General features: G+C 43.3%; 23 protein-coding genes. 15 read left to right on the top strand and 8 right to left on the bottom strand.

Annotated features, from left to right (window positions below):
• Positions 1-124: 124 nt before the first annotated feature.
• The 9 genes from ACFOGI_RS02630 (at position 125) to mtnN (ending at position 5,899) form a co-directional block, all read left to right on the top strand.
• A complete protein-coding gene (locus ACFOGI_RS02630; protein ID WP_390267970.1) occupies positions 125-394 on the top strand; it encodes an IreB family regulatory phosphoprotein in 270 nt (89 codons plus the stop codon).
• Positions 391-804 (top strand): Holliday junction resolvase RuvX, encoded by a 414-nt coding sequence (gene ruvX / locus ACFOGI_RS02625; protein WP_390267967.1) that lies wholly within the window; start codon positions 391-393, stop codon positions 802-804. The genes ACFOGI_RS02630 and ruvX overlap by 4 nt, the downstream gene beginning before the upstream one ends.
• Before the next feature lie 14 nt (positions 805-818).
• Positions 819-1,106: a DUF1292 domain-containing protein gene (locus ACFOGI_RS02620; protein ID WP_390267964.1), complete on the top strand. Its 288-nt coding sequence runs from the start codon at positions 819-821 to the stop codon at positions 1,104-1,106.
• Positions 1,107-1,249: 143 nt separating this feature from the next.
• The gene (gene mltG / locus ACFOGI_RS02615) at positions 1,250-2,371 is read left to right on the top strand and encodes an endolytic transglycosylase MltG (RefSeq protein WP_390267960.1); all 1,122 of its coding nucleotides are present in this window, start codon (positions 1,250-1,252) and stop codon (positions 2,369-2,371) included.
• Between the two features lie 63 nt (positions 2,372-2,434).
• Positions 2,435-3,082 (top strand): O-methyltransferase, encoded by a 648-nt coding sequence (locus ACFOGI_RS02610; protein ID WP_390267957.1) that lies wholly within the window; start codon positions 2,435-2,437, stop codon positions 3,080-3,082.
• A 1-nt stretch (position 3,083) separates the two neighbouring features.
• Entirely contained in the window at positions 3,084-3,719 is a 636-nt protein-coding gene (gene udk / locus ACFOGI_RS02605) for a uridine kinase (RefSeq protein WP_390267954.1), read from the top strand.
• Between the two features lie 127 nt (positions 3,720-3,846).
• Complete coding sequence (gene greA, locus ACFOGI_RS02600; protein ID WP_390267951.1) at positions 3,847-4,323, top strand: transcription elongation factor GreA; 477 nt, start codon at positions 3,847-3,849, stop codon at positions 4,321-4,323.
• 169 nt (positions 4,324-4,492) lie between these two features.
• Complete coding sequence (locus ACFOGI_RS02595; RefSeq protein WP_390267949.1) at positions 4,493-5,185, top strand: YrrS family protein; 693 nt, start codon at positions 4,493-4,495, stop codon at positions 5,183-5,185.
• Positions 5,186-5,209: 24 nt separating this feature from the next.
• Entirely contained in the window at positions 5,210-5,899 is a 690-nt protein-coding gene (gene mtnN, locus ACFOGI_RS02590; RefSeq protein ID WP_390267946.1) for a 5'-methylthioadenosine/S-adenosylhomocysteine nucleosidase, read from the top strand.
• 52 nt (positions 5,900-5,951) lie between these two features.
• Here mtnN and sigK read toward each other — a convergent pair whose 3' ends face one another.
• The 8 genes from sigK to sda form a co-directional block, all read right to left on the bottom strand.
• On the bottom strand, positions 5,952-6,656 hold the full coding sequence (gene sigK, locus ACFOGI_RS02585; RefSeq protein ID WP_390268070.1) for an RNA polymerase sporulation sigma factor SigK: 705 nt from the start codon (positions 6,654-6,656) through the stop codon (positions 5,952-5,954).
• 127 nt (positions 6,657-6,783) lie between these two features.
• Positions 6,784-7,161: a monovalent cation/H(+) antiporter subunit G gene (gene mnhG / locus ACFOGI_RS02580; protein WP_390267943.1), complete on the bottom strand. Its 378-nt coding sequence runs from the start codon at positions 7,159-7,161 to the stop codon at positions 6,784-6,786.
• The gene (locus tag ACFOGI_RS02575) at positions 7,142-7,453 is read right to left on the bottom strand and encodes a monovalent cation/H+ antiporter complex subunit F (RefSeq protein WP_390267940.1); all 312 of its coding nucleotides are present in this window, start codon (positions 7,451-7,453) and stop codon (positions 7,142-7,144) included. Before ACFOGI_RS02575 ends, mnhG begins: the two co-directional genes overlap by 20 nt.
• On the bottom strand, positions 7,450-7,926 hold the full coding sequence (locus tag ACFOGI_RS02570; RefSeq protein ID WP_390267937.1) for a Na+/H+ antiporter subunit E: 477 nt from the start codon (positions 7,924-7,926) through the stop codon (positions 7,450-7,452). The genes ACFOGI_RS02575 and ACFOGI_RS02570 overlap by 4 nt, the downstream gene beginning before the upstream one ends.
• A 7-nt stretch (positions 7,927-7,933) precedes the next feature.
• Positions 7,934-9,415, bottom strand: coding sequence for a Na+/H+ antiporter subunit D (locus ACFOGI_RS02565; protein ID WP_390267934.1), 1,482 nt, complete (start codon positions 9,413-9,415; stop codon positions 7,934-7,936).
• On the bottom strand, positions 9,408-9,746 hold the full coding sequence (locus ACFOGI_RS02560) for a Na(+)/H(+) antiporter subunit C (protein ID WP_390267932.1): 339 nt from the start codon (positions 9,744-9,746) through the stop codon (positions 9,408-9,410). The genes ACFOGI_RS02565 and ACFOGI_RS02560 overlap by 8 nt, the downstream gene beginning before the upstream one ends.
• A complete protein-coding gene (locus ACFOGI_RS02555) occupies positions 9,746-12,067 on the bottom strand; it encodes a Na+/H+ antiporter subunit A (RefSeq protein WP_390267930.1) in 2,322 nt (773 codons plus the stop codon). Before ACFOGI_RS02555 ends, ACFOGI_RS02560 begins: the two co-directional genes overlap by 1 nt.
• A 260-nt stretch (positions 12,068-12,327) precedes the next feature.
• Entirely contained in the window at positions 12,328-12,480 is a 153-nt protein-coding gene (sda, locus tag ACFOGI_RS02550; RefSeq protein ID WP_390267928.1) for a sporulation histidine kinase inhibitor Sda, read from the bottom strand.
• A 400-nt stretch (positions 12,481-12,880) separates the two neighbouring features.
• Here sda and ACFOGI_RS02545 point away from each other — a divergent pair, with 400 nt between their 5' ends.
• From ACFOGI_RS02545 to yqeK, 6 genes are read left to right on the top strand one after another with little or no spacing between them, the layout of a single operon-like run.
• Positions 12,881-13,396: a YqeG family HAD IIIA-type phosphatase gene (locus ACFOGI_RS02545; protein WP_390267925.1), complete on the top strand. Its 516-nt coding sequence runs from the start codon at positions 12,881-12,883 to the stop codon at positions 13,394-13,396.
• Between the two features lie 2 nt (positions 13,397-13,398).
• Positions 13,399-14,499 carry a ribosome biogenesis GTPase YqeH gene (yqeH, locus tag ACFOGI_RS02540; RefSeq protein ID WP_390267922.1) on the top strand — a complete coding sequence of 367 codons (1,101 nt, stop codon included), beginning with the start codon at positions 13,399-13,401 and terminating at the stop codon, positions 14,497-14,499.
• Between the two features lie 11 nt (positions 14,500-14,510).
• Positions 14,511-15,347 carry a shikimate dehydrogenase gene (gene aroE / locus ACFOGI_RS02535; protein ID WP_390267919.1) on the top strand — a complete coding sequence of 279 codons (837 nt, stop codon included), beginning with the start codon at positions 14,511-14,513 and terminating at the stop codon, positions 15,345-15,347.
• Positions 15,348-15,351: 4 nt separating this feature from the next.
• Positions 15,352-15,642 carry a ribosome assembly RNA-binding protein YhbY gene (gene yhbY / locus ACFOGI_RS02530; RefSeq protein WP_390267916.1) on the top strand — a complete coding sequence of 97 codons (291 nt, stop codon included), beginning with the start codon at positions 15,352-15,354 and terminating at the stop codon, positions 15,640-15,642.
• A gap of 10 nt (positions 15,643-15,652) precedes the next feature.
• Entirely contained in the window at positions 15,653-16,222 is a 570-nt protein-coding gene (locus ACFOGI_RS02525) for a nicotinate-nucleotide adenylyltransferase (RefSeq protein ID WP_390267913.1), read from the top strand.
• Complete coding sequence (gene yqeK, locus ACFOGI_RS02520; protein ID WP_390267910.1) at positions 16,209-16,781, top strand: bis(5'-nucleosyl)-tetraphosphatase (symmetrical) YqeK; 573 nt, start codon at positions 16,209-16,211, stop codon at positions 16,779-16,781. Before ACFOGI_RS02525 ends, yqeK begins: the two co-directional genes overlap by 14 nt.
• The last annotated feature ends 1 nt before the right edge of the window (position 16,782 follow it).

The following is a 16,782-nucleotide window of genomic DNA, read 5'->3' as shown; positions in this document are numbered from 1 at the left end:
TAAATATTCGAAACATGTTAAACTAGGGGAAGGAAAATTCTGCCTGGCCTCCCAAGGACCGGTTGGAACCGGAAAGACATTTTATTGTTGCAGATGTCAAGTTATACCAAAAAGAGGTGTCGATATGAGTTCCATGGATAGGACAATGAAGTTTAATTTTTCCGATGAACCATTTGAACGGGATATCAAAGAAATCCTGTTTACAGTTCATGAGTCATTGCAGGAAAAAGGTTACAACCCGATCAATCAGATTGTCGGTTATTTGTTATCGGGGGACCCAGCGTATATCCCAAGGCATAATGATGCCCGTAACTTGATCCGGAAAATTGAACGGGACGAAGTAATTGAAGAACTTGTTAAGTATTATCTCGAGCATCAGAAGGAGCATCGATGAAAATAATAGGACTTGATGTGGGTTCCAAAACAATCGGAGTCGCTGTGAGTGATGCATTTGGATGGACTGCGCAGGGACTTACCACCATTAAATGGGATGAGGACCATTTGGAATCTGCAGATGAAGAATTGAAAAACATCATAGAAGAGCACGGTATCGGGAAGGCTATTATTGGACTCCCCAAAAATATGAATGGTACGATCGGTGAAAGAGGAGAAGCATCCCAAAGGTATGCAGAACATGTAGAGAAAGTACATGGTATCCCTGCAGTGCTTTGGGATGAGCGTCTCACCACAGTAGCTGCAGAACGCGTGCTTTTAGAAGCGGATATGAGCAGGAAAAAGAGGAAAAAAGTTATTGATAAAATGGCGGCTGTCATGATTCTTCAGGGATATCTTGACCAAAAATAAAAGGAGGTATGGACATGGCGTTGGAAGAAAGGGAAAGAATAGTCATTCCGGATGAAAACGGGGAAGAACATTTATTTGAGGTGCTGTTTACTTTCGATGTGGACAAGACGGGACACTCATACATCGCAGTAGCACCTGCTGAACAAGCAGAAGAGGAAGAAGTAGAAGTATATGCCTTCCGTTACGAAGAGAAAAATGAAAATGAGGATGATCTTTCCCTTTTCCCTATAGAGTCTGATGATGAATGGGAAATGGTCGAGGAAATGCTGAATACGTTGGCAGACGAAGAAAACGACGCATAACAAAATTTCCAAGGGCTGATGCTGGATCGTGGCATCAGCCTTTTCCTTTGTCTTCGAATTTGCGGATAATCTCAAGTTCTGTTTCCTAATGGAATATCATGGCGATTTTTAGTATAATATACCGGATAGGAGGGAGCAGGTGAATGTACAGGAATAAACGGAAAAAGAAATACCGGGAAAACCTCAAAGAACAGACGGAAGAGGCAAAACGGGTGCGTAAAATCGTGTTTATCATTGCAATGACAGTTGCTGTCTTCCTGATAATAGGTGCTGTCTCTCTGTTTCTATATGTCCATTCGGCTATGAAGCCTGTTGATCCGGACAGTGAGGAAGAGGTGACGATTGAGGTGCCGATTGGTTCTTCTTCATCCACAATAGCTTCAATACTGGAAGAGAATGGCCTTATCCGAAATGAGCTGGTTTTTCGGATGTATGTAAAATTCAATAATGAAACTGATTTCCAGGCGGGGGAATATACATTTTCACCTTCTATGGAAATCCAAGAATTGGTAGAATCATTGAAAAATGGAATAGTTATGGCTGAGCCAGTACATACGATCACGATACCAGAAGGACTTACAATTGATCAGATTGCTGAAATATATGGCGAGAACCTTCACTTCAGCAAAGAGGATTTTCTTGAAAAAGTCAACGATCGAGCATATATAGAAGAATTGATGCAGCATTTTCCTGGGGTATTGTCAGATGATATTTTGGATGAGGAGATACGAACTCCTTTGGAAGGTTATCTATTTGCCTCTACCTATGACTTTTATGAAGAGAAGCCAAAAATAGAAAATATTGTCGAGAAGATGTTGACGGAAACAGAAAAGCTTGTCAATCAATATAAAGCGGAGATTGACGAGATGGGCTGGAATGTGCATGAGGCAGTCACCTTTGCTTCCTTGGTGGAAAAGGAAGCAGGGAAGATAGAACAACGAAACAAGATCGCCGGGGTATTTTATAACCGGATGGAAGAGGAAATGCCTCTCCAGACAGATCCGACAGTGTTGTATGCTTTAGGAGAACACAAGGACCAGGTTCTCTATGAAGATCTGGAAATCGAATCACCATACAATACGTATGTGGTAGAGGCGTTGCCGATTGGTCCGATTTCAAATTTCGCAGAGAATTCTCTTGAGGCGGTTGCGAATCCGGACCAGTCTGACTATCTATACTTTCTGCATGATTCAGATGGGCAAATACATTATGCAGAAACTTACGAAGAACACCTTCAAAACAGAGAAGAGCATATGGAAGAATAAAAAGGAAATGTGGTTCCCTTCACAGCTCCCTTTTATAATGAACGTGAAAATGGGGTATTTTTAATGGAACATTCAAAATCTGATTATTTATTGGGTATACTACCGGAAAAAGAAGAATGGGTTCAGCAGATGGAAACGTATGCTAAAGAGCATCGGGTTCCTATCATGGATTCTGTGAGCATGAATTTCGTCATGCAGTTGATACGCTTGAAGAAGCCGGCAAGGATTCTGGAGATAGGAACAGCTATTGGTTATTCGGCATTGATGATGGCCGAGGCAGCTCCCTTAGCAGAAATTGTATCCATCGAAAGAGATGAAGAGAGATACCGTCAAGCAGAAAATCATATTACTGGTCAGGGTAGACAGGATCAGATTCGTGTCATCCTTGGAGATGCACTCGATGAATTGGACACACTCAGGGAATCTGGAGAGCTGTTCGATTGGGTGTTCATTGATGCAGCGAAAGGCCAGTACAGAAAATTTTTTGAACTGGCTGAACCAATTTTGTCGGACAGCGGAGTCATCATTTCAGATAATGTTCTGTTCAGAGGCTTAGTGGCTAATCCAGAAAAAGCACACCAAAGACACAGGAAAATGGTAGAGAAAATCAGCAGTTATAACCGCTGGATATGCTCGCATTCCGGTTTTGACACCTCCATCGTACCGATTGGTGATGGAGTAGCCATAAGTGTGAAGAAAGGAAGAGGTTAAGATGAGTGAAAAACCGGTCGTCATCGGGGTTGCGGGAGGAAGCGGAAGTGGTAAAACATCTGTCACCCGATCCATCTCCCAGCGTTTTTCCAATCAAACAATCCAGGTGATTGAACAAGATTATTATTATAAGGATCAAAGTCATCTCCCATTGGAAGAGAGACTGAATACAAACTATGATCATCCTTTTGCGTTTGACAACGATTTATTGATTGAACATATCCATGAGCTGATCAGGAGGAATCCGATCGAGAAGCCAGTTTATGATTATAAAATCCACACACGTTCTGAGGAAGTCATCAAGGTGGAACCGAGGGATGTTATTATACTGGAGGGTATTCTCATCTTGGATGATCCACGTTTAGTCGATTTGATGGACATCAAGGTATTCGTCGATACAGATGCTGATCTACGGATCATCCGAAGACTGTTGAGGGATATAAAAGAACGTGGCAGAACATTGGACTCTGTCATCGACCAGTATATCAATAATGTGCGGCCGTCACACCTTCAATTCATCGAGCCGACGAAACGCTATGCGGATATTATCATCCCTGAAGGTGGTCAGAATGAGGTGGCTATTGATATAATGGCTTCTAAAATAGAATCCATTTTGTCTAAAAAACACGAAAGATAATCAGTTGAAAAGTATTGAAAACTAGAATGGATTCTGCCATAGTATTGATTAGTATATTTCCGGTCATGCGGAAAAGGGGATGGAACGCCCCTCACATGTGGTGATTAAAAAAGGAGTGTAAATTGTCATGGCAACAGAGAAAAGTTATTATATGACTCAAGAGGGGAAAGAGAAGTTAGAAGAGGAATTGCGTTATTTGAAAACGGATCGTCGACAGGAAGTTGTCGAGCGAATCAAAATAGCCAGGGATTTCGGTGACCTTTCCGAGAATTCGGAGTATGATGCTGCAAAAGATGAACAGGCATTTGTAGAATCAAGAATATCCCAGGTGGAGACAATGATCCGTAATGCAGTCATCATTGAAAATGACAACGAGGATCCAAATGTTGTGGCACTTGGCAAATCTGTAACGTTTCAGGAAACGCCAGATGGGGAGGAAGAAACATACACTATAGTGGGTAGTGCAGAAGCTGATCCCTTCGAAGGTAAAATTTCAAACGATTCTCCGATGGCTAAAAGCCTGCTGGGTAAGGAAGTCGGCAGTGAGGTCACCGTTGCTACCCCTGGCGGAGATATGCATGTGAAAATCCTGAAAGTTGACTAATAATCTGAATAGAACTACTTAAAAAGCGGAGTTGCTCCGCTTTTTTTTGCACGTAATGATGTATAGTTTGCGCCAAACTTGAATTAACAATATAATTCAGATATACGTGAAATTCGATTATTTTACAGATAACACAATGAAAACAGGGAGGATACGGAGGGACAAGCTAATGAGTAGCACAGAAACAGAAAGTGGTACACGTGTGAACAAATTCGAGAAGCGGAGGAAAAATACGAAAGCAATTTCCATTTTATTAATTCTCGGTGGCATTCTTCTGCTTGTATTACTGAGTATATGGATTTTCGGAGGAAATGGTGATCAAGCCGCTCAGGATACAAATGAACAGCAATCCTCTGACTCTGGCTTCATTATCAATGACGATGAGGCTGATAAAGAAACAGCTGATGATGGCGAGGGCAGCAGTGAAAGCCAACAAGAAGATGAAGACCAGCAATCACAGGACAATGCTTCAGAAAATGAATCGGCAGAAGATAATGAAGATGAAAAAGAAAGCGATGAACTGGAAAAAGAACCGGCAGACGCTTCTGATGGTAATGTGAAGGAAGCATATACAGCTGATTGGGAACCAATTGGTACGGAACAGGAAGGCGAGCATACAACTGTCTATGAGGAAGGTTCACAGGACCGGAAAGAGATTGCCCAAGCAGCTGCCATGGCTACAGGGTTGAATGCACAAGAAATGAAAACGGTATGGGTTGGGAATAACAATCATCCACAAAAAGTCCGTACCACTGTGGCAACTAGTGATTACTCGGAAATATACCGGGTTTTCCTCACGTGGGTCGATGGCGAAGGATGGAAGCCAACGAAAGTGGAGGAGCTTTATGAGCCAGCCAAATAAACGAAAGAGTACAGGAGGATCAAAGTGACGATAGGTATAATCGGAGCAATGGATGAAGAAATTGCAAAGTTGATGGAAAACATGACAGACATTAAAGAAACGACCGTCGCAAATTGCCTATTTGCAGAGGGGGAATTGCATGGCAAAGATATAGTACTGCTTAAATCTGGCATAGGGAAGGTGAATGCTGCCATGGCAGCAACCATCATGCATGAGCGTTATCGTCCTTCACATGTCATCAATACAGGTTCCGCCGGTGGATTTGCATCCGATATGGAGGTGGGTGACATTGTCATCTCCAGCAGGGTTGTCCATCACGATGTGGATGTGACAGCTTTTGGCTATGCCTTTGGACAGGTTCCTGGTATGCCAAGTATGTTTGATGCCGACACGGAACTGATCTCCGAAGCCATCAAAGCTGCAGAGGGAATGGATATCCGATATACAGAGGGGTTAATAGCCACAGGAGATACATTTATGGAAGATCCTGCCAAGGTTCAAGAAGTATATAAAAAGTTCCCGACAATGCTAGCAATGGAAATGGAAGCCGCGTCCATCGCTCAAGTCTGTGCCCAATATCAAGTGCCGTTTGTCATTATTCGTGCTCTATCGGACATTGCCGGGAAAGAGTCCTCGGTTTCTTTTGATGCTTTTCTGGAGAAGGCGGCGGATAATGCAGCTGGATTGATTATGGGAATTGTACAAGAAATGTAGCAGCAGCAACCACCACATGAGCGCAAAGTCAAAATTGATGCGCTCATGTTTTTTAATGCTCTTTTTCCTGACGATAATACTCATGGAAAACTTTCATCAATGCTCTTTTTTCTATGCGTGAGACATAACTTCTGGAAATCGTCAGTTTTTCTGCTATTTCCCTTTGGGTCAACTCTTTATGTCCATTCAAACCATAACGGTAGACAATCACTTCTCTTTCACGGTCATCCAATACAGAAAAGTAATCTTGCAGTTTGGCGATCTCCATATTCAATTGAATGTATTCAATGATATTCTCGTTTTCAGCCTCAAGGATATCGATCAGGCTTATTTCATTCCCCTCTTTATCCTGGCCGATCGGATCATGCAGTGATACATCTTTCTTTACTTTCTTCAGAGCCCGAAGATGCATGAGAATTTCGTTTTCAATACATCTGGCTGCATACGTAGCAAGTTTGGTACCTTTATCAGCAGAAAAACTTTCTACACCCTTTATCAGGCCAATGGTACCAATGGAAATCAGGTCTTCCAAATCCTCTCCAGTGTTCTCAAACTTCTTGACGATGTGGGCGACTAGGCGTAAGTTATGCTCAATCAGTTTATTTCTGGCTTCTTCGTTCCCATCCTCCATTTCCCTTATATATTTTGCTTCTTGTTCCGGCGGCAGTGGCTGTGGGAATGCATGGTTTTTAACATACGATACAAAGAATAGGGCTTCCTTGATTAAAAGCGCCATCATGCTCAATATTCCGGAAATCTGAACCACCTCCCATTGGGCTGAAGCCTATACTACAACTGTATGTTGCGATGGCATGTTTCGTGTCTGTCCAAACAAAAAAACAACCGGCAGAAATGCCAGCTGTTTTTTGTTTGATTCCTTCATGCTAATGGTTATTCAATTTTTTCCGTTCGATTGCCTCCTGGTAGGCATCGCTCCGTTTTCTCAGTATTGGTTTGATACCCGCTGCATGAGCTGCTCTACCAAGCATATGGGCACCGACTGGCGCAGTCAGCAGGATGAATACAATTCCAACAAGCAGTTTGCCGCTGACAATAGACTCGTGAAAGTAGAGGAAAAGGAATGCACCAATCAGGATAGAAGCAACACCTAAGGTAGCAGCCTTGGTGGCAGCATGAAGTCTTGTATATAAATCTGGGAAGCGGACAACCCCTATTGCTGCAGAGACGGTGAAAAACGTCCCAAGCAGCAGAGAAATGATGGTAATGATGTTGATGATAATGTTACTCCATGTCTCGATCAATAATAACACCCTTTTCCATATATTTTGCGATCGCCAGCGTTCCCAGGAAAGCAAGTACACCGATTAAGAGGACGACATCATTCAATCTGGAGGTTACTAGATGGATTGCCGTCAGGCCTGCCAGGCCCATCAGATTGATTCCCATGGCATCCAGGGCAGCCGCACGGTCTGCCTGGGTGGGGCCAGCTACAATCCGATACAAGAGTAGGGCAAGTGCAACAGCTATTCCGGCGAAACTGAGGAAAACTGTTATATCAAGCAGTACATTGGTGACTTCCAAAAATTCATTCATCTTGTCACCTCCATGATCGCTTTTTCAAAGGAACTTTTAATTGATTGGACTTCATCTTCTACATTGTCAATATTCATCGCATGAATATACAATTTGGTATTGTCGTTGGAGACAGCTACTGTCAATGTACCAGGTGTGAGGGAAATGAAGTTTGCTAGCATGTTTATTTCCCAATCAGTAGTTACATCGAGCGGAAGCTCAAAGATTCCTGGCTCATTGTCTAATTTGGGTGAGTAAATGTACTTGATCATTTCGATGTTGGAAAGGACCAGCTCTTTCAAGAAGAGCAACAGCAACTTGAAGATGCTGACCACCCGCCTAAGATAGAACCTCCCAGGCAGATATCTCCTCAACAGCCATAGCAGCAGTGCGCCGAACAGGTAACCGGCGATGAAACTAGGGCCTGTATATGATTCACTGAGAAACATCCATAAGGTGGCGACAATAAGATTGATTACAATTTGAAAGGCCATATTTCCACTACTCCTTTAATACTGAATCGATATAAATTTGCGGATCAACCAATTCTGCTGCAATCCCTTCTACTAATGGGTAGAAGAGTTCAGCCCCCACACCGAGGAGAACGGATAGAGCAAGGAGGAAGGCGACAGGAACAAGCAGTCCTTTTGTCGATTTCCCTGCTGTATGAGCCATCGGTTCTTTATCTCCCCAGAATCCGCGAATAAATATCTTCACAATAGAGTACAAAATCAGCAGACTGGTCAGTAATCCGACAAGCAAGATAACTATTTCATTTGCTTCTACCGCTCCTTGAAGAAGGAGAAGCTTGCCTATGAATCCGCTGAAGGGCGGGATTCCTGCCAACACAAGACCTGAGAGAAACAGAAGCCATCCGAGCAGGGGATAGTGATGGATCAAACCGCCCATTTTTTTCAAGTCAGAAGTTCCGGCAACATATGCGATGATACCCACCAGTAGAAATAGAGCAGTTTTAATGATCATATCGTGTACAAGGTAATAAACAGAACCACTTATACCATCTTGGTTTAATACGGCAATTCCCAACAAGACGAAGCCGATAGCCGGGATGATGTTATACGCAATGATCAATTTAATATTGTTGGTGGAGAGAGCGCCAATCACACCAAAAACCATGGATAAACCTGCAATCCAGATGAAAAGCTCATGGGTCAGTTCTACCTGGTGAACGAATATCAACGTGAATACCCGAAGAATTGAATAGATTCCTACTTTTGTCAAAAGGGCACCAAATAGTGCGGAAACTACAACATTAGGCTGAATATAGGAATGTGGCAGCCAGTAGTACAACGGGAATACTGCTGCCTTGGTGGCAAACACGAAGAACAGCAGTATCGCGATGGTTGTCAGAATTCCCTGTTGTTCCACTTCCTGCACACGCTGTGCGATATGGGCCATGTTCAGTGTTCCTACTACTCCATAGAGCATTGCCACGGCTGTTACAAATAACATAGACGAAAACAAGTTGATCAAAAGGTACTTTAAGGATTCTCTTAGCTGGGTCTTTCCGCCTCCGAGCGTGATCAGCGCGTAGGAAGCCATCAGCAATACTTCAAAGAATACGAACAGGTTGAACAAATCACCCGTGATGAATGCACCAGAGACACCAGTAATCAGGAAAAAGAAGAATGAGTAGAAGTAGAATCTTTCTTTTTCCCCAAGTCCAGCGTGTGGTGCATAGAAAGCACATGCGACTGCCACGATATTTGTGGTGAAAACAAGAAGAGCTGCCAATCCATCCATGACTAGGATGATGCCATATGGGGCAGCCCAATCCCCTGTTTCTAATACAACTGTTCCATTTTCAGCTACATACCATAGTATGTAACCGGATATCCCCAGGCTGATGATGGAAAACAGCCTGGTCAACCCGCGTGATATTTGGACATTTGAATTGGAAAATATCAGAATCACAGCGGAAATCAACGGTATGATGATCGGTAATACAGCTAAATTACTCATTTGATTTTCCCCTTAGTTGTTCCATATTGTCGGTATTGTTCTCTTGCGCAGTCCTATAGGAAAGAACCAGCAACAGGCTGGTGACACCGAAACTGATAACGATGGAAGTCAAAATCAACGCCTGTGGCAGTGGGTCTGTATACTCCGTTACCCCTTCTGTCAGAACAGGAGGCTGGCCAGTCTTCAATTTTCCCATCGTGAAAATGAATATATGTGCCCCGTGTGTCAGCAGCACTGTTCCTATAATGATCCTAAGCAACTGCTTCTGTAATAGGTTATAGACGGCAGTGGCGAATAATATTCCTGCCAGGACGGAAGTTAGAATCTCCATTATTCGGCCTCCTTCCCTTTGTTTAGTTTAATGAGGCTGTAGATCGCAAGTGCTGCAATACCTAAGACGGCAACTTCGAATAAGGTATCGAGTCCCCTCATATCCACCAAAATCACGTTCACGACATTGTCACCGCCACCTAGCTTATAAGAGGTTTCCAAGAAGTAATCGGAAATCACATCGAAAGCGTTGCTGCTAGTTGCTGAGATGGCAATCAATGTCATCATCAATCCGAAACCTATGGAAATAATGGACTTGATGACCTTGCCGCTGACAGATTCCGACCTTTTTCGCATCTTTGGCAAATGGTAGAAGCAGAGGAGGAACAGCGCAACAGTCACGGTCTCAACCAAGAACTGCGTAAGTGCAATATCAGGAGCTCCGTAAAGGACAAACAGCATGGCCACACCATAACCGACGACACCAACAACAATGATTGCAGCTAAATTGTTTTTCGTAAAAATGGTGGAGATTGCTGCAATGCTCATGATGACAACGACGGCAGTCTCAATAACGGTGATCTCCGCCAAACCATCGGTGCTCATGGTGAAACCATCAGTTATAAACATGAAAGCCATGGTAACTACCAATGTTGCCGCTAATATTATAGCCATATATGTTTTCAATGAGCCGGTCATATAGGCTGTTGTAACTTTAGTAGAAAAAATGTCGATTTTCTCCATGATATAATCATAAACTCTGTTGAAACTGAGTGTGCCGGGCAGTACTTGATATACTGATGACCATTTACTCTTGGTCAGGTATAAAGCAGCCCCCGCTCCGACCACGACTAATGACATGATCATCGGTGGGTAGTTCAAACCATGCCAGAAATAGACTTTATGAAACTCCACATCACTGTTGACTGCCTGTGCCGCGTGTACAAGGAATGGCGCATTCACCATGTTGGGAAACAGGCCGATCAATATGACACCCAGGACGAGCACAGCAGGGGAAATCAGCATGCCTATCGGAGCTTCATGCGGTTTTTTTGGCAGCTGATCCAGTTTCTTCGGTCCAGTAAAAACCCCAAAGAAGAAATACATAGAATATACAAATGTGAAGATACTTCCCAACACTGCCAAGTAAGGTATGGCCTGACTCAATATATTGGCGTTTTCCAGACCCAACGTGGAATCGAAGAACAATTCTTTACTGTAGAAACCATTAAGGAATGGTAACGGTAGTCCTGCCATTGAAAAGGCGGCAAAGACGGCCAATGTGGCTGATATGGGCATTAAAGTCATGAACCCGCCTAGCTTCCGGATATCCCTGGTTCCGGACTCATGGTCAATAATCCCTGCAATCATGAACAAGCTCCCTTTAAAAGTTGCATGGTTGAGGATGTGGAACACAGCTGCAAACACTGCTGCCTCTGTTCCAAAACCTAACATGGCCATAATCATACCAAGTTGGCTGATGGTTGAGAATGCCAATATAGCCTTCAAATCTGTTTGTCTGACGGCCATATAAGAACCCCAGCATAGAGTAACGATTCCAATCAGACTGACAGTTATAAAGAACCATTCATACAGGCTGAGAATCGGGGAAAAACGGGCAATCAAATAGATTCCAGCTTTAACCATGGTAGCGGAGTGCAGGTAAGCACTGACAGGTGTCGGAGCCTCCATAGCATCGGGCAGCCAGATATGGAATGGGAACTGTGCAGACTTGGTGAACGCACCAAGGAGCAGCAGAACAAGAACGAGCGGAAGGTAATTGCTTGCAAGGATTGTATCTGCCTGTGCGATCATTCCTTGGATACTAGCGGTGCCGCTGATAACGTAGAGAATAATGAAGGCCCCCAGCATGCTTAACCCGCCGAAGATGGTGATCATCATGGATTTAAGTGCTCCGTACCTGGATCGTTCTTTGAAATGCCAGTATCCAATCAGCAGAAACGAGGAAATGGAGGTCAGTTCCCAGAAAGTATAAAGAACAAATACATTATCAGAGAGCACAACACCAAGCATTGCTGTCATGAACATTAAGAGATAAACATAGAAATGCCCCAAATTCTCTGCTTTGTCTAGGTAGAAGATGGAATAAAGCACAACCAGCGAACCTATACCACTGATCAGCAGGACAAACAATAAGCTTAAACCATCAAGAGTAAAATCAAGATTTACACCAAGTGAGGGCATCCAGTTGGTTGATTGAGTGAGGGATGTAAAGTCACTCCCTACAAACTGGACGAAGTAAAGGAATATAAGAAAGGGAACAAAAAATACAAAGTATCCTGTATGCAGCTTATGCTTCATTTTACTTAGAAAAGGAATGAAGCAAGCCACAAGAAGCGGAGCTAATACTGCAAATATCATCGGGTGGAATTCCTCCTTATTGTCATTAACTATTTGGCTCAAGACTGATACTCACTATCCGCAAATTCCTGCTGCGGTCTGGCCGTTATTGATTATAGCCATTGTCATTCCCATTTAACGGCAGATGTATGTATACAGGCATCTATCCAAGGGATAGTTTACCACAAGTATAGGTGGAGAAAAATAAAAAACCTCTATGATAAAGGCTATCATAGAGGGTGGTTTCCGTTCCTTCCTATTAACTAGGTCGAATAAAAAAATTAATTTGTTGTTGAAACACATTCTTCCAGTTTGTACCATAAATCACGCTTTTGAATTTCTTCTTCCATCAATAACAGAAAATCAGGGCTTAGATTTAATTCATTTGCTTTATAGTAAGATTCAAGTAATAGTTCGTCCGACAAATGTTTCATAATTGGCGCCCTCCCAAATTTCTTCAGTTCGTTCAGAAGTATTTATAACTTACCATGATTCCCAAGACCGGACAAGGCACAGGTTATCTACACATAATTGTAGATAACCTGTGCACAAAAGGAGTGAGCTGCATCTCTAGTCGGAATCATAGCCTGTGATTTTGTGTATAAAGTTATCCACAGGAAGGTTTATGTGGGAATTTGTCGAACGATTTATGCATAAATCAACCTTGTGTTCCATATGCCACATTGTGTCCTACCATACAAAAATGGAAGTTTTTCACCTAGAAGAGGGGATGCCTAAGGTAGTTTCGCTTTATTAATAAGAAAAGTTATTATAGGATTGGATTAGGATTTATAAGTAAAATATGGATATGGATGTTATTGGGGTGTTAATGAAGTGTTAAGTCTATTTCTGCCAAACGAACATGTAAAAAGTATATTTGATATTCATCCTGCAACGCTTAAGGAAAAAGGGATAAGGGGAGTCATAACAGACCTGGACAACACGTTGGTTGCCTGGGATGTCAAAGATGCAACTCCTGAGGTGATCCAGTGGTTCAAATTGATGAAAGAACATGATATAAAAGTGACCATCATCTCCAATAATAAGCAGGAGAGGGTGAAGATCTTTTCAGAACCACTGGAAACCCCCTTCGTGTTCAGTGCCAGAAAGCCATTAAGCCGTGCGTTCAAGACAGTTGCGAAACGCATGGAGCTAAAAGAAGACGAAGTCGTCGTGATCGGCGACCAAGTGCTGACAGATGTGTTAGGGGGAAACTATGCAGGTTTTTATACAATACTGGTCGTCCCTATTGTACAGACAGATGGGAAATTGACTAGGATCAATCGCAAAATAGAGCGCCGAATTTTAAGTTACATGCGCAAAAAAGGTAAGATCAGCTGGGAGGAATAGAAATGGAGGAAATTTTTTGTCAGGGCTGTGGAGCGAAAATCCAGACCACTGACCCAGAGGAGGCCGGCTATACCCCGGCATCTTCTTTGGAAAGAGAAGAAGTTTTATGCAAACGGTGTTTTCGGTTGAAGCACTATAATGAAATTCAAGACGTCTCCATAACAGATGATGATTTTCTTAAAATGGTCAGCAGCATAAGGGAGACGGAAGGGTTGGTCGTGCATCTGATTGATATCTTTGATGTGGAAGGAAGTCTTCTCAAGAGCCTGCCTCGTCTTGTGGGAAACAATCCAATTATATTGGTAGGGAATAAAGTCGATCTGCTGCCAAAATCAGCGAATAAGCGCAGACTGTCACAGTGGTTGAGGAGACAGGCTAAAGAGGCTGGACTGAGGGTGAAAGATGTGTATCTGATTTCATCAACAAAAGGCCACGGTTTGGATTCCCTGGCTGAGGGATTGGAGCACTACAGAGGTGGAGAAGATATCTATATTGTCGGCGCCACCAACGTCGGAAAATCGACTTTCATCAACCGTTTGATCAGACAGACGAGCGGGCTGGATGACGTGATCACCACTTCCTACTTTCCCGGTACGACACTCGGTTTCATTGAGATTCCGCTGGATGACGAAAGCGCCTTGATTGATACACCCGGAATCGTAAACAAACAGCAGATGGCTCATTATGTATCTGCAGGCGATTTGAAACTGATTACCCCTAATAAAGAGGTGAAACCTCGTGTTTATCAGCTTAATGAACAGCAGACACTGTTCTTTGGAGGGTTGGCAAGGCTCGACTTTATCAAGGGGGAGAGAGAGTCATTTGTCTGTTATTTCTCCAATAGACTGCCAATTCACCGGACGAAGCTAGAAAATGCAGATGAACTGTATGCTAACCATCTTGGTGAGCTCCTTGCGCCTCCAGATGAAGAGACGATGGAGCGCCTCCCAGCTTTAAAGCAGCATACGTTCCGGATTACAGAAGAAAAGATGGATATCGTCTTTCCCGGATTGGGATGGGTCAGCATTACGGGCAAGGATCTGTCCGTAGCCGCTTACATTCCGGAAGGGTCGGCTGTTTCCATCAGGAAATCATGGGTCTAGGAGGTTTATGAATGGATTTGAAGCTTGCTTTGATTGGCACACCGATCCAGCATTCCCTTTCCCCCTGGATTCATCAGCAATTTCTCGAAAAAGCTGGGATGAATGGAGAATACCAGTTGTTTGAAATCCTACCAGAGGAATCATTCGAGGACAGAGTCATGGAATTGAAAGGGATGGGAGTTGATGGCTTTAATGTCACGGTGCCATATAAACAAAAGATCTTCCCGTTTCTCGATGAAGTAGACAAAAATGCGGTGAAAGCAGGGGCTGTAAACACGGTTGTACGACGCAATGGAAAATGGATCGGATATAATACAGACGGTACCGGGTTTCTGCGTTCATTGAAAACATACTATCCCTCGGTCAACCCCTCGATGCAGATTCTGCTCATTGGTGGGGGCGGTGCCACAAGAGGGATATATTATGCGATGGCGGCTGCAGGCTATGAGAATATTGATATTGCCAACCGCACAACAAAAAAAGCGGAGGAAATAGCAGAACTGAGTGAGGGTGCCGTTCATACAACTGTCCTTGACTTGGATAATGCACAGGAACAACTAAAAAAGTATGATGTCATCATTCAAACTACGTCCGTTGGCATGAAGCCGTATACCGACCATTCGATCATGCCGTTGGACGGACTCAAGCAGGGCGCGATTGTAAGTGACATAGTCTATCAACCGCTGAAAACGGCATTTCTCCTTCAGGCTGATGAACTGGGGGCCGACACCCATCTTGGCCATACGATGCTTCTGTATCAAGCTCAACATGCATTTGAAATCTGGACAGGGAAGAATGTAGATGTCGAAGAAATGGATAATAAACTAATGAAGATTTTGGAAGGATGATACGATGCTGACAGGCAAACAAAAAAGATACTTAAGGGCACAGGCAAATCCGCTTAAGCCAATATTTCAAGTTGGCAAGACAGGTGTGAATGAAAATATGGTAGAACAAATTGGAGAAGCATTGGAAAAGAGGGAATTACTCAAGGTCAGTATACTGCAAAACTGTATGGAGGATAAGGATGTAGTTGCCGAACAACTTGCTGAAGGGACCGGGGCGCAGATTGTCCAGATTATCGGCAACAATATCGTATTATACCGGGAATCGGAAGAAAATAAGCAGATTGAATTACCGTAAGGAGAGATGTATGAAACGTGTAGGTATTTTAGGAGGCACCTTTGATCCTCCTCATATAGGACACCTGATTATTGCCGAAGAGGTACGTATCTCGCTGGGGCTTGAAGAGGTTTGGTTCATTCCCTCCTATACTCCGCCACATAAAAATGAGGCTAAATCAAGTCCGGAACATCGGAAAAATATGCTTTCAAGGGCTATCTCGGGCAATAATTCATTTAAAATGGAGACATTGGAAATTGAAAGATCCGGCAAGTCATACACTATCGATACGATGCAGGAACTGGGCAGGAGATACCCACAAACTGAATTCTTTTTCATCATTGGAGCGGATATGGTGGAATATCTGCCGAATTGGCACCGTATCGATGAGTTGATTCATATGGTCACCTTTGCTGGAACAAAGAGAAAAGGGTATAGGTTGGACAGCCCTTATCCGGTCAAGGAAGTGGAAGTGCCAATCATCGATGTCTCTTCCACCTTTATAAGGGAACGGATTAAGGAAGGAAAAACAGTCAACTATTTCATTCCTGAATCAGTCTATGCTTATATTAAGGAGAAGGAACTCTATGAGAATAAGTGAAGCTAAAGAACAAGTCAGACCACTTCTGACGAAGGATAGATATGATCATTCCTTGCGAGTTGCAGAGACGGCTGTGGTCCTTGCAGAACGCTATGGGGTACCTGCGGATAAAGCAGAGTTGGCTGCAGTATGGCATGACCATGCGAAATACCGTCCGAAAGAAGAACTGAAACATTTTATTGCCAACAGCAGCCTGCCACAGGATCTGCTGGAATACCATCATGAATTATGGCATGGACCCGTAGGAGCTCTGCTGCTGGAAGATGAGTATGGATTAAAGGACCGCGATATACAAAATGCGGTTCATTATCATACCACTGGCAGAGCAAACATGACCAAGATGGAGATGGTTATTTTCCTTGCTGATTATATCGAGCCGGGGAGAGCTTTTCCGGGTGTCCAAGAAGTAAGGGAAGCAGCTGGTACAGATTTGGTCAGGGCTTGCTGGATGGCAGCAAAAAATACCATCCATTTTCTTACAAACAAGCAAGCGCTTGTTTACCCTGACACATTCCATGCATATAATGACTTAACTAGAAAATTAACTGGAGGGCTTTAAT

The sequence above is a fragment of the Virgibacillus xinjiangensis genome (genome assembly GCF_042643145.1).
GTDB lineage: Bacteria > Bacillota > Bacilli > Bacillales > Amphibacillaceae > Virgibacillus_O > Virgibacillus_O xinjiangensis.
This window is presented reverse-complemented; position numbering and strand designations above follow the sequence as displayed.

Coding starts and splice junctions, on each gene's coding strand:
- ACFOGI_RS02630 (WP_390267970.1), top strand. CDS start 125: ATGAGTTCCATGGATAGGACAATGAAGTTTAATTTTTCCGATGAACCA.
- ruvX (WP_390267967.1), top strand. CDS start 391: ATGAAAATAATAGGACTTGATGTGGGTTCCAAAACAATCGGAGTCGCT.
- ACFOGI_RS02620 (WP_390267964.1), top strand. CDS start 819: ATGGCGTTGGAAGAAAGGGAAAGAATAGTCATTCCGGATGAAAACGGG.
- mltG (WP_390267960.1), top strand. CDS start 1,250: ATGTACAGGAATAAACGGAAAAAGAAATACCGGGAAAACCTCAAAGAA.
- ACFOGI_RS02610 (WP_390267957.1), top strand. CDS start 2,435: ATGGAACATTCAAAATCTGATTATTTATTGGGTATACTACCGGAAAAA.
- udk (WP_390267954.1), top strand. CDS start 3,084: ATGAGTGAAAAACCGGTCGTCATCGGGGTTGCGGGAGGAAGCGGAAGT.
- greA (WP_390267951.1), top strand. CDS start 3,847: ATGGCAACAGAGAAAAGTTATTATATGACTCAAGAGGGGAAAGAGAAG.
- ACFOGI_RS02595 (WP_390267949.1), top strand. CDS start 4,493: ATGAGTAGCACAGAAACAGAAAGTGGTACACGTGTGAACAAATTCGAG.
- ACFOGI_RS02575 (WP_390267940.1), bottom strand. CDS start 7,453: ATGAATGAATTTTTGGAAGTCACCAATGTACTGCTTGATATAACAGTT.
- ACFOGI_RS02570 (WP_390267937.1), bottom strand. CDS start 7,926: ATGGCCTTTCAAATTGTAATCAATCTTATTGTCGCCACCTTATGGATG.
- ACFOGI_RS02565 (WP_390267934.1), bottom strand. CDS start 9,415: ATGAGTAATTTAGCTGTATTACCGATCATCATACCGTTGATTTCCGCT.
- ACFOGI_RS02560 (WP_390267932.1), bottom strand. CDS start 9,746: ATGGAGATTCTAACTTCCGTCCTGGCAGGAATATTATTCGCCACTGCC.
- ACFOGI_RS02555 (WP_390267930.1), bottom strand. CDS start 12,067: ATGATATTTGCAGTATTAGCTCCGCTTCTTGTGGCTTGCTTCATTCCT.
- sda (WP_390267928.1), bottom strand. CDS start 12,480: ATGAAACATTTGTCGGACGAACTATTACTTGAATCTTACTATAAAGCA.
- yqeH (WP_390267922.1), top strand. CDS start 13,399: ATGGAGGAAATTTTTTGTCAGGGCTGTGGAGCGAAAATCCAGACCACT.
- aroE (WP_390267919.1), top strand. CDS start 14,511: ATGGATTTGAAGCTTGCTTTGATTGGCACACCGATCCAGCATTCCCTT.
- yhbY (WP_390267916.1), top strand. CDS start 15,352: ATGCTGACAGGCAAACAAAAAAGATACTTAAGGGCACAGGCAAATCCG.
- ACFOGI_RS02525 (WP_390267913.1), top strand. CDS start 15,653: ATGAAACGTGTAGGTATTTTAGGAGGCACCTTTGATCCTCCTCATATA.
- yqeK (WP_390267910.1), top strand. CDS start 16,209: ATGAGAATAAGTGAAGCTAAAGAACAAGTCAGACCACTTCTGACGAAG.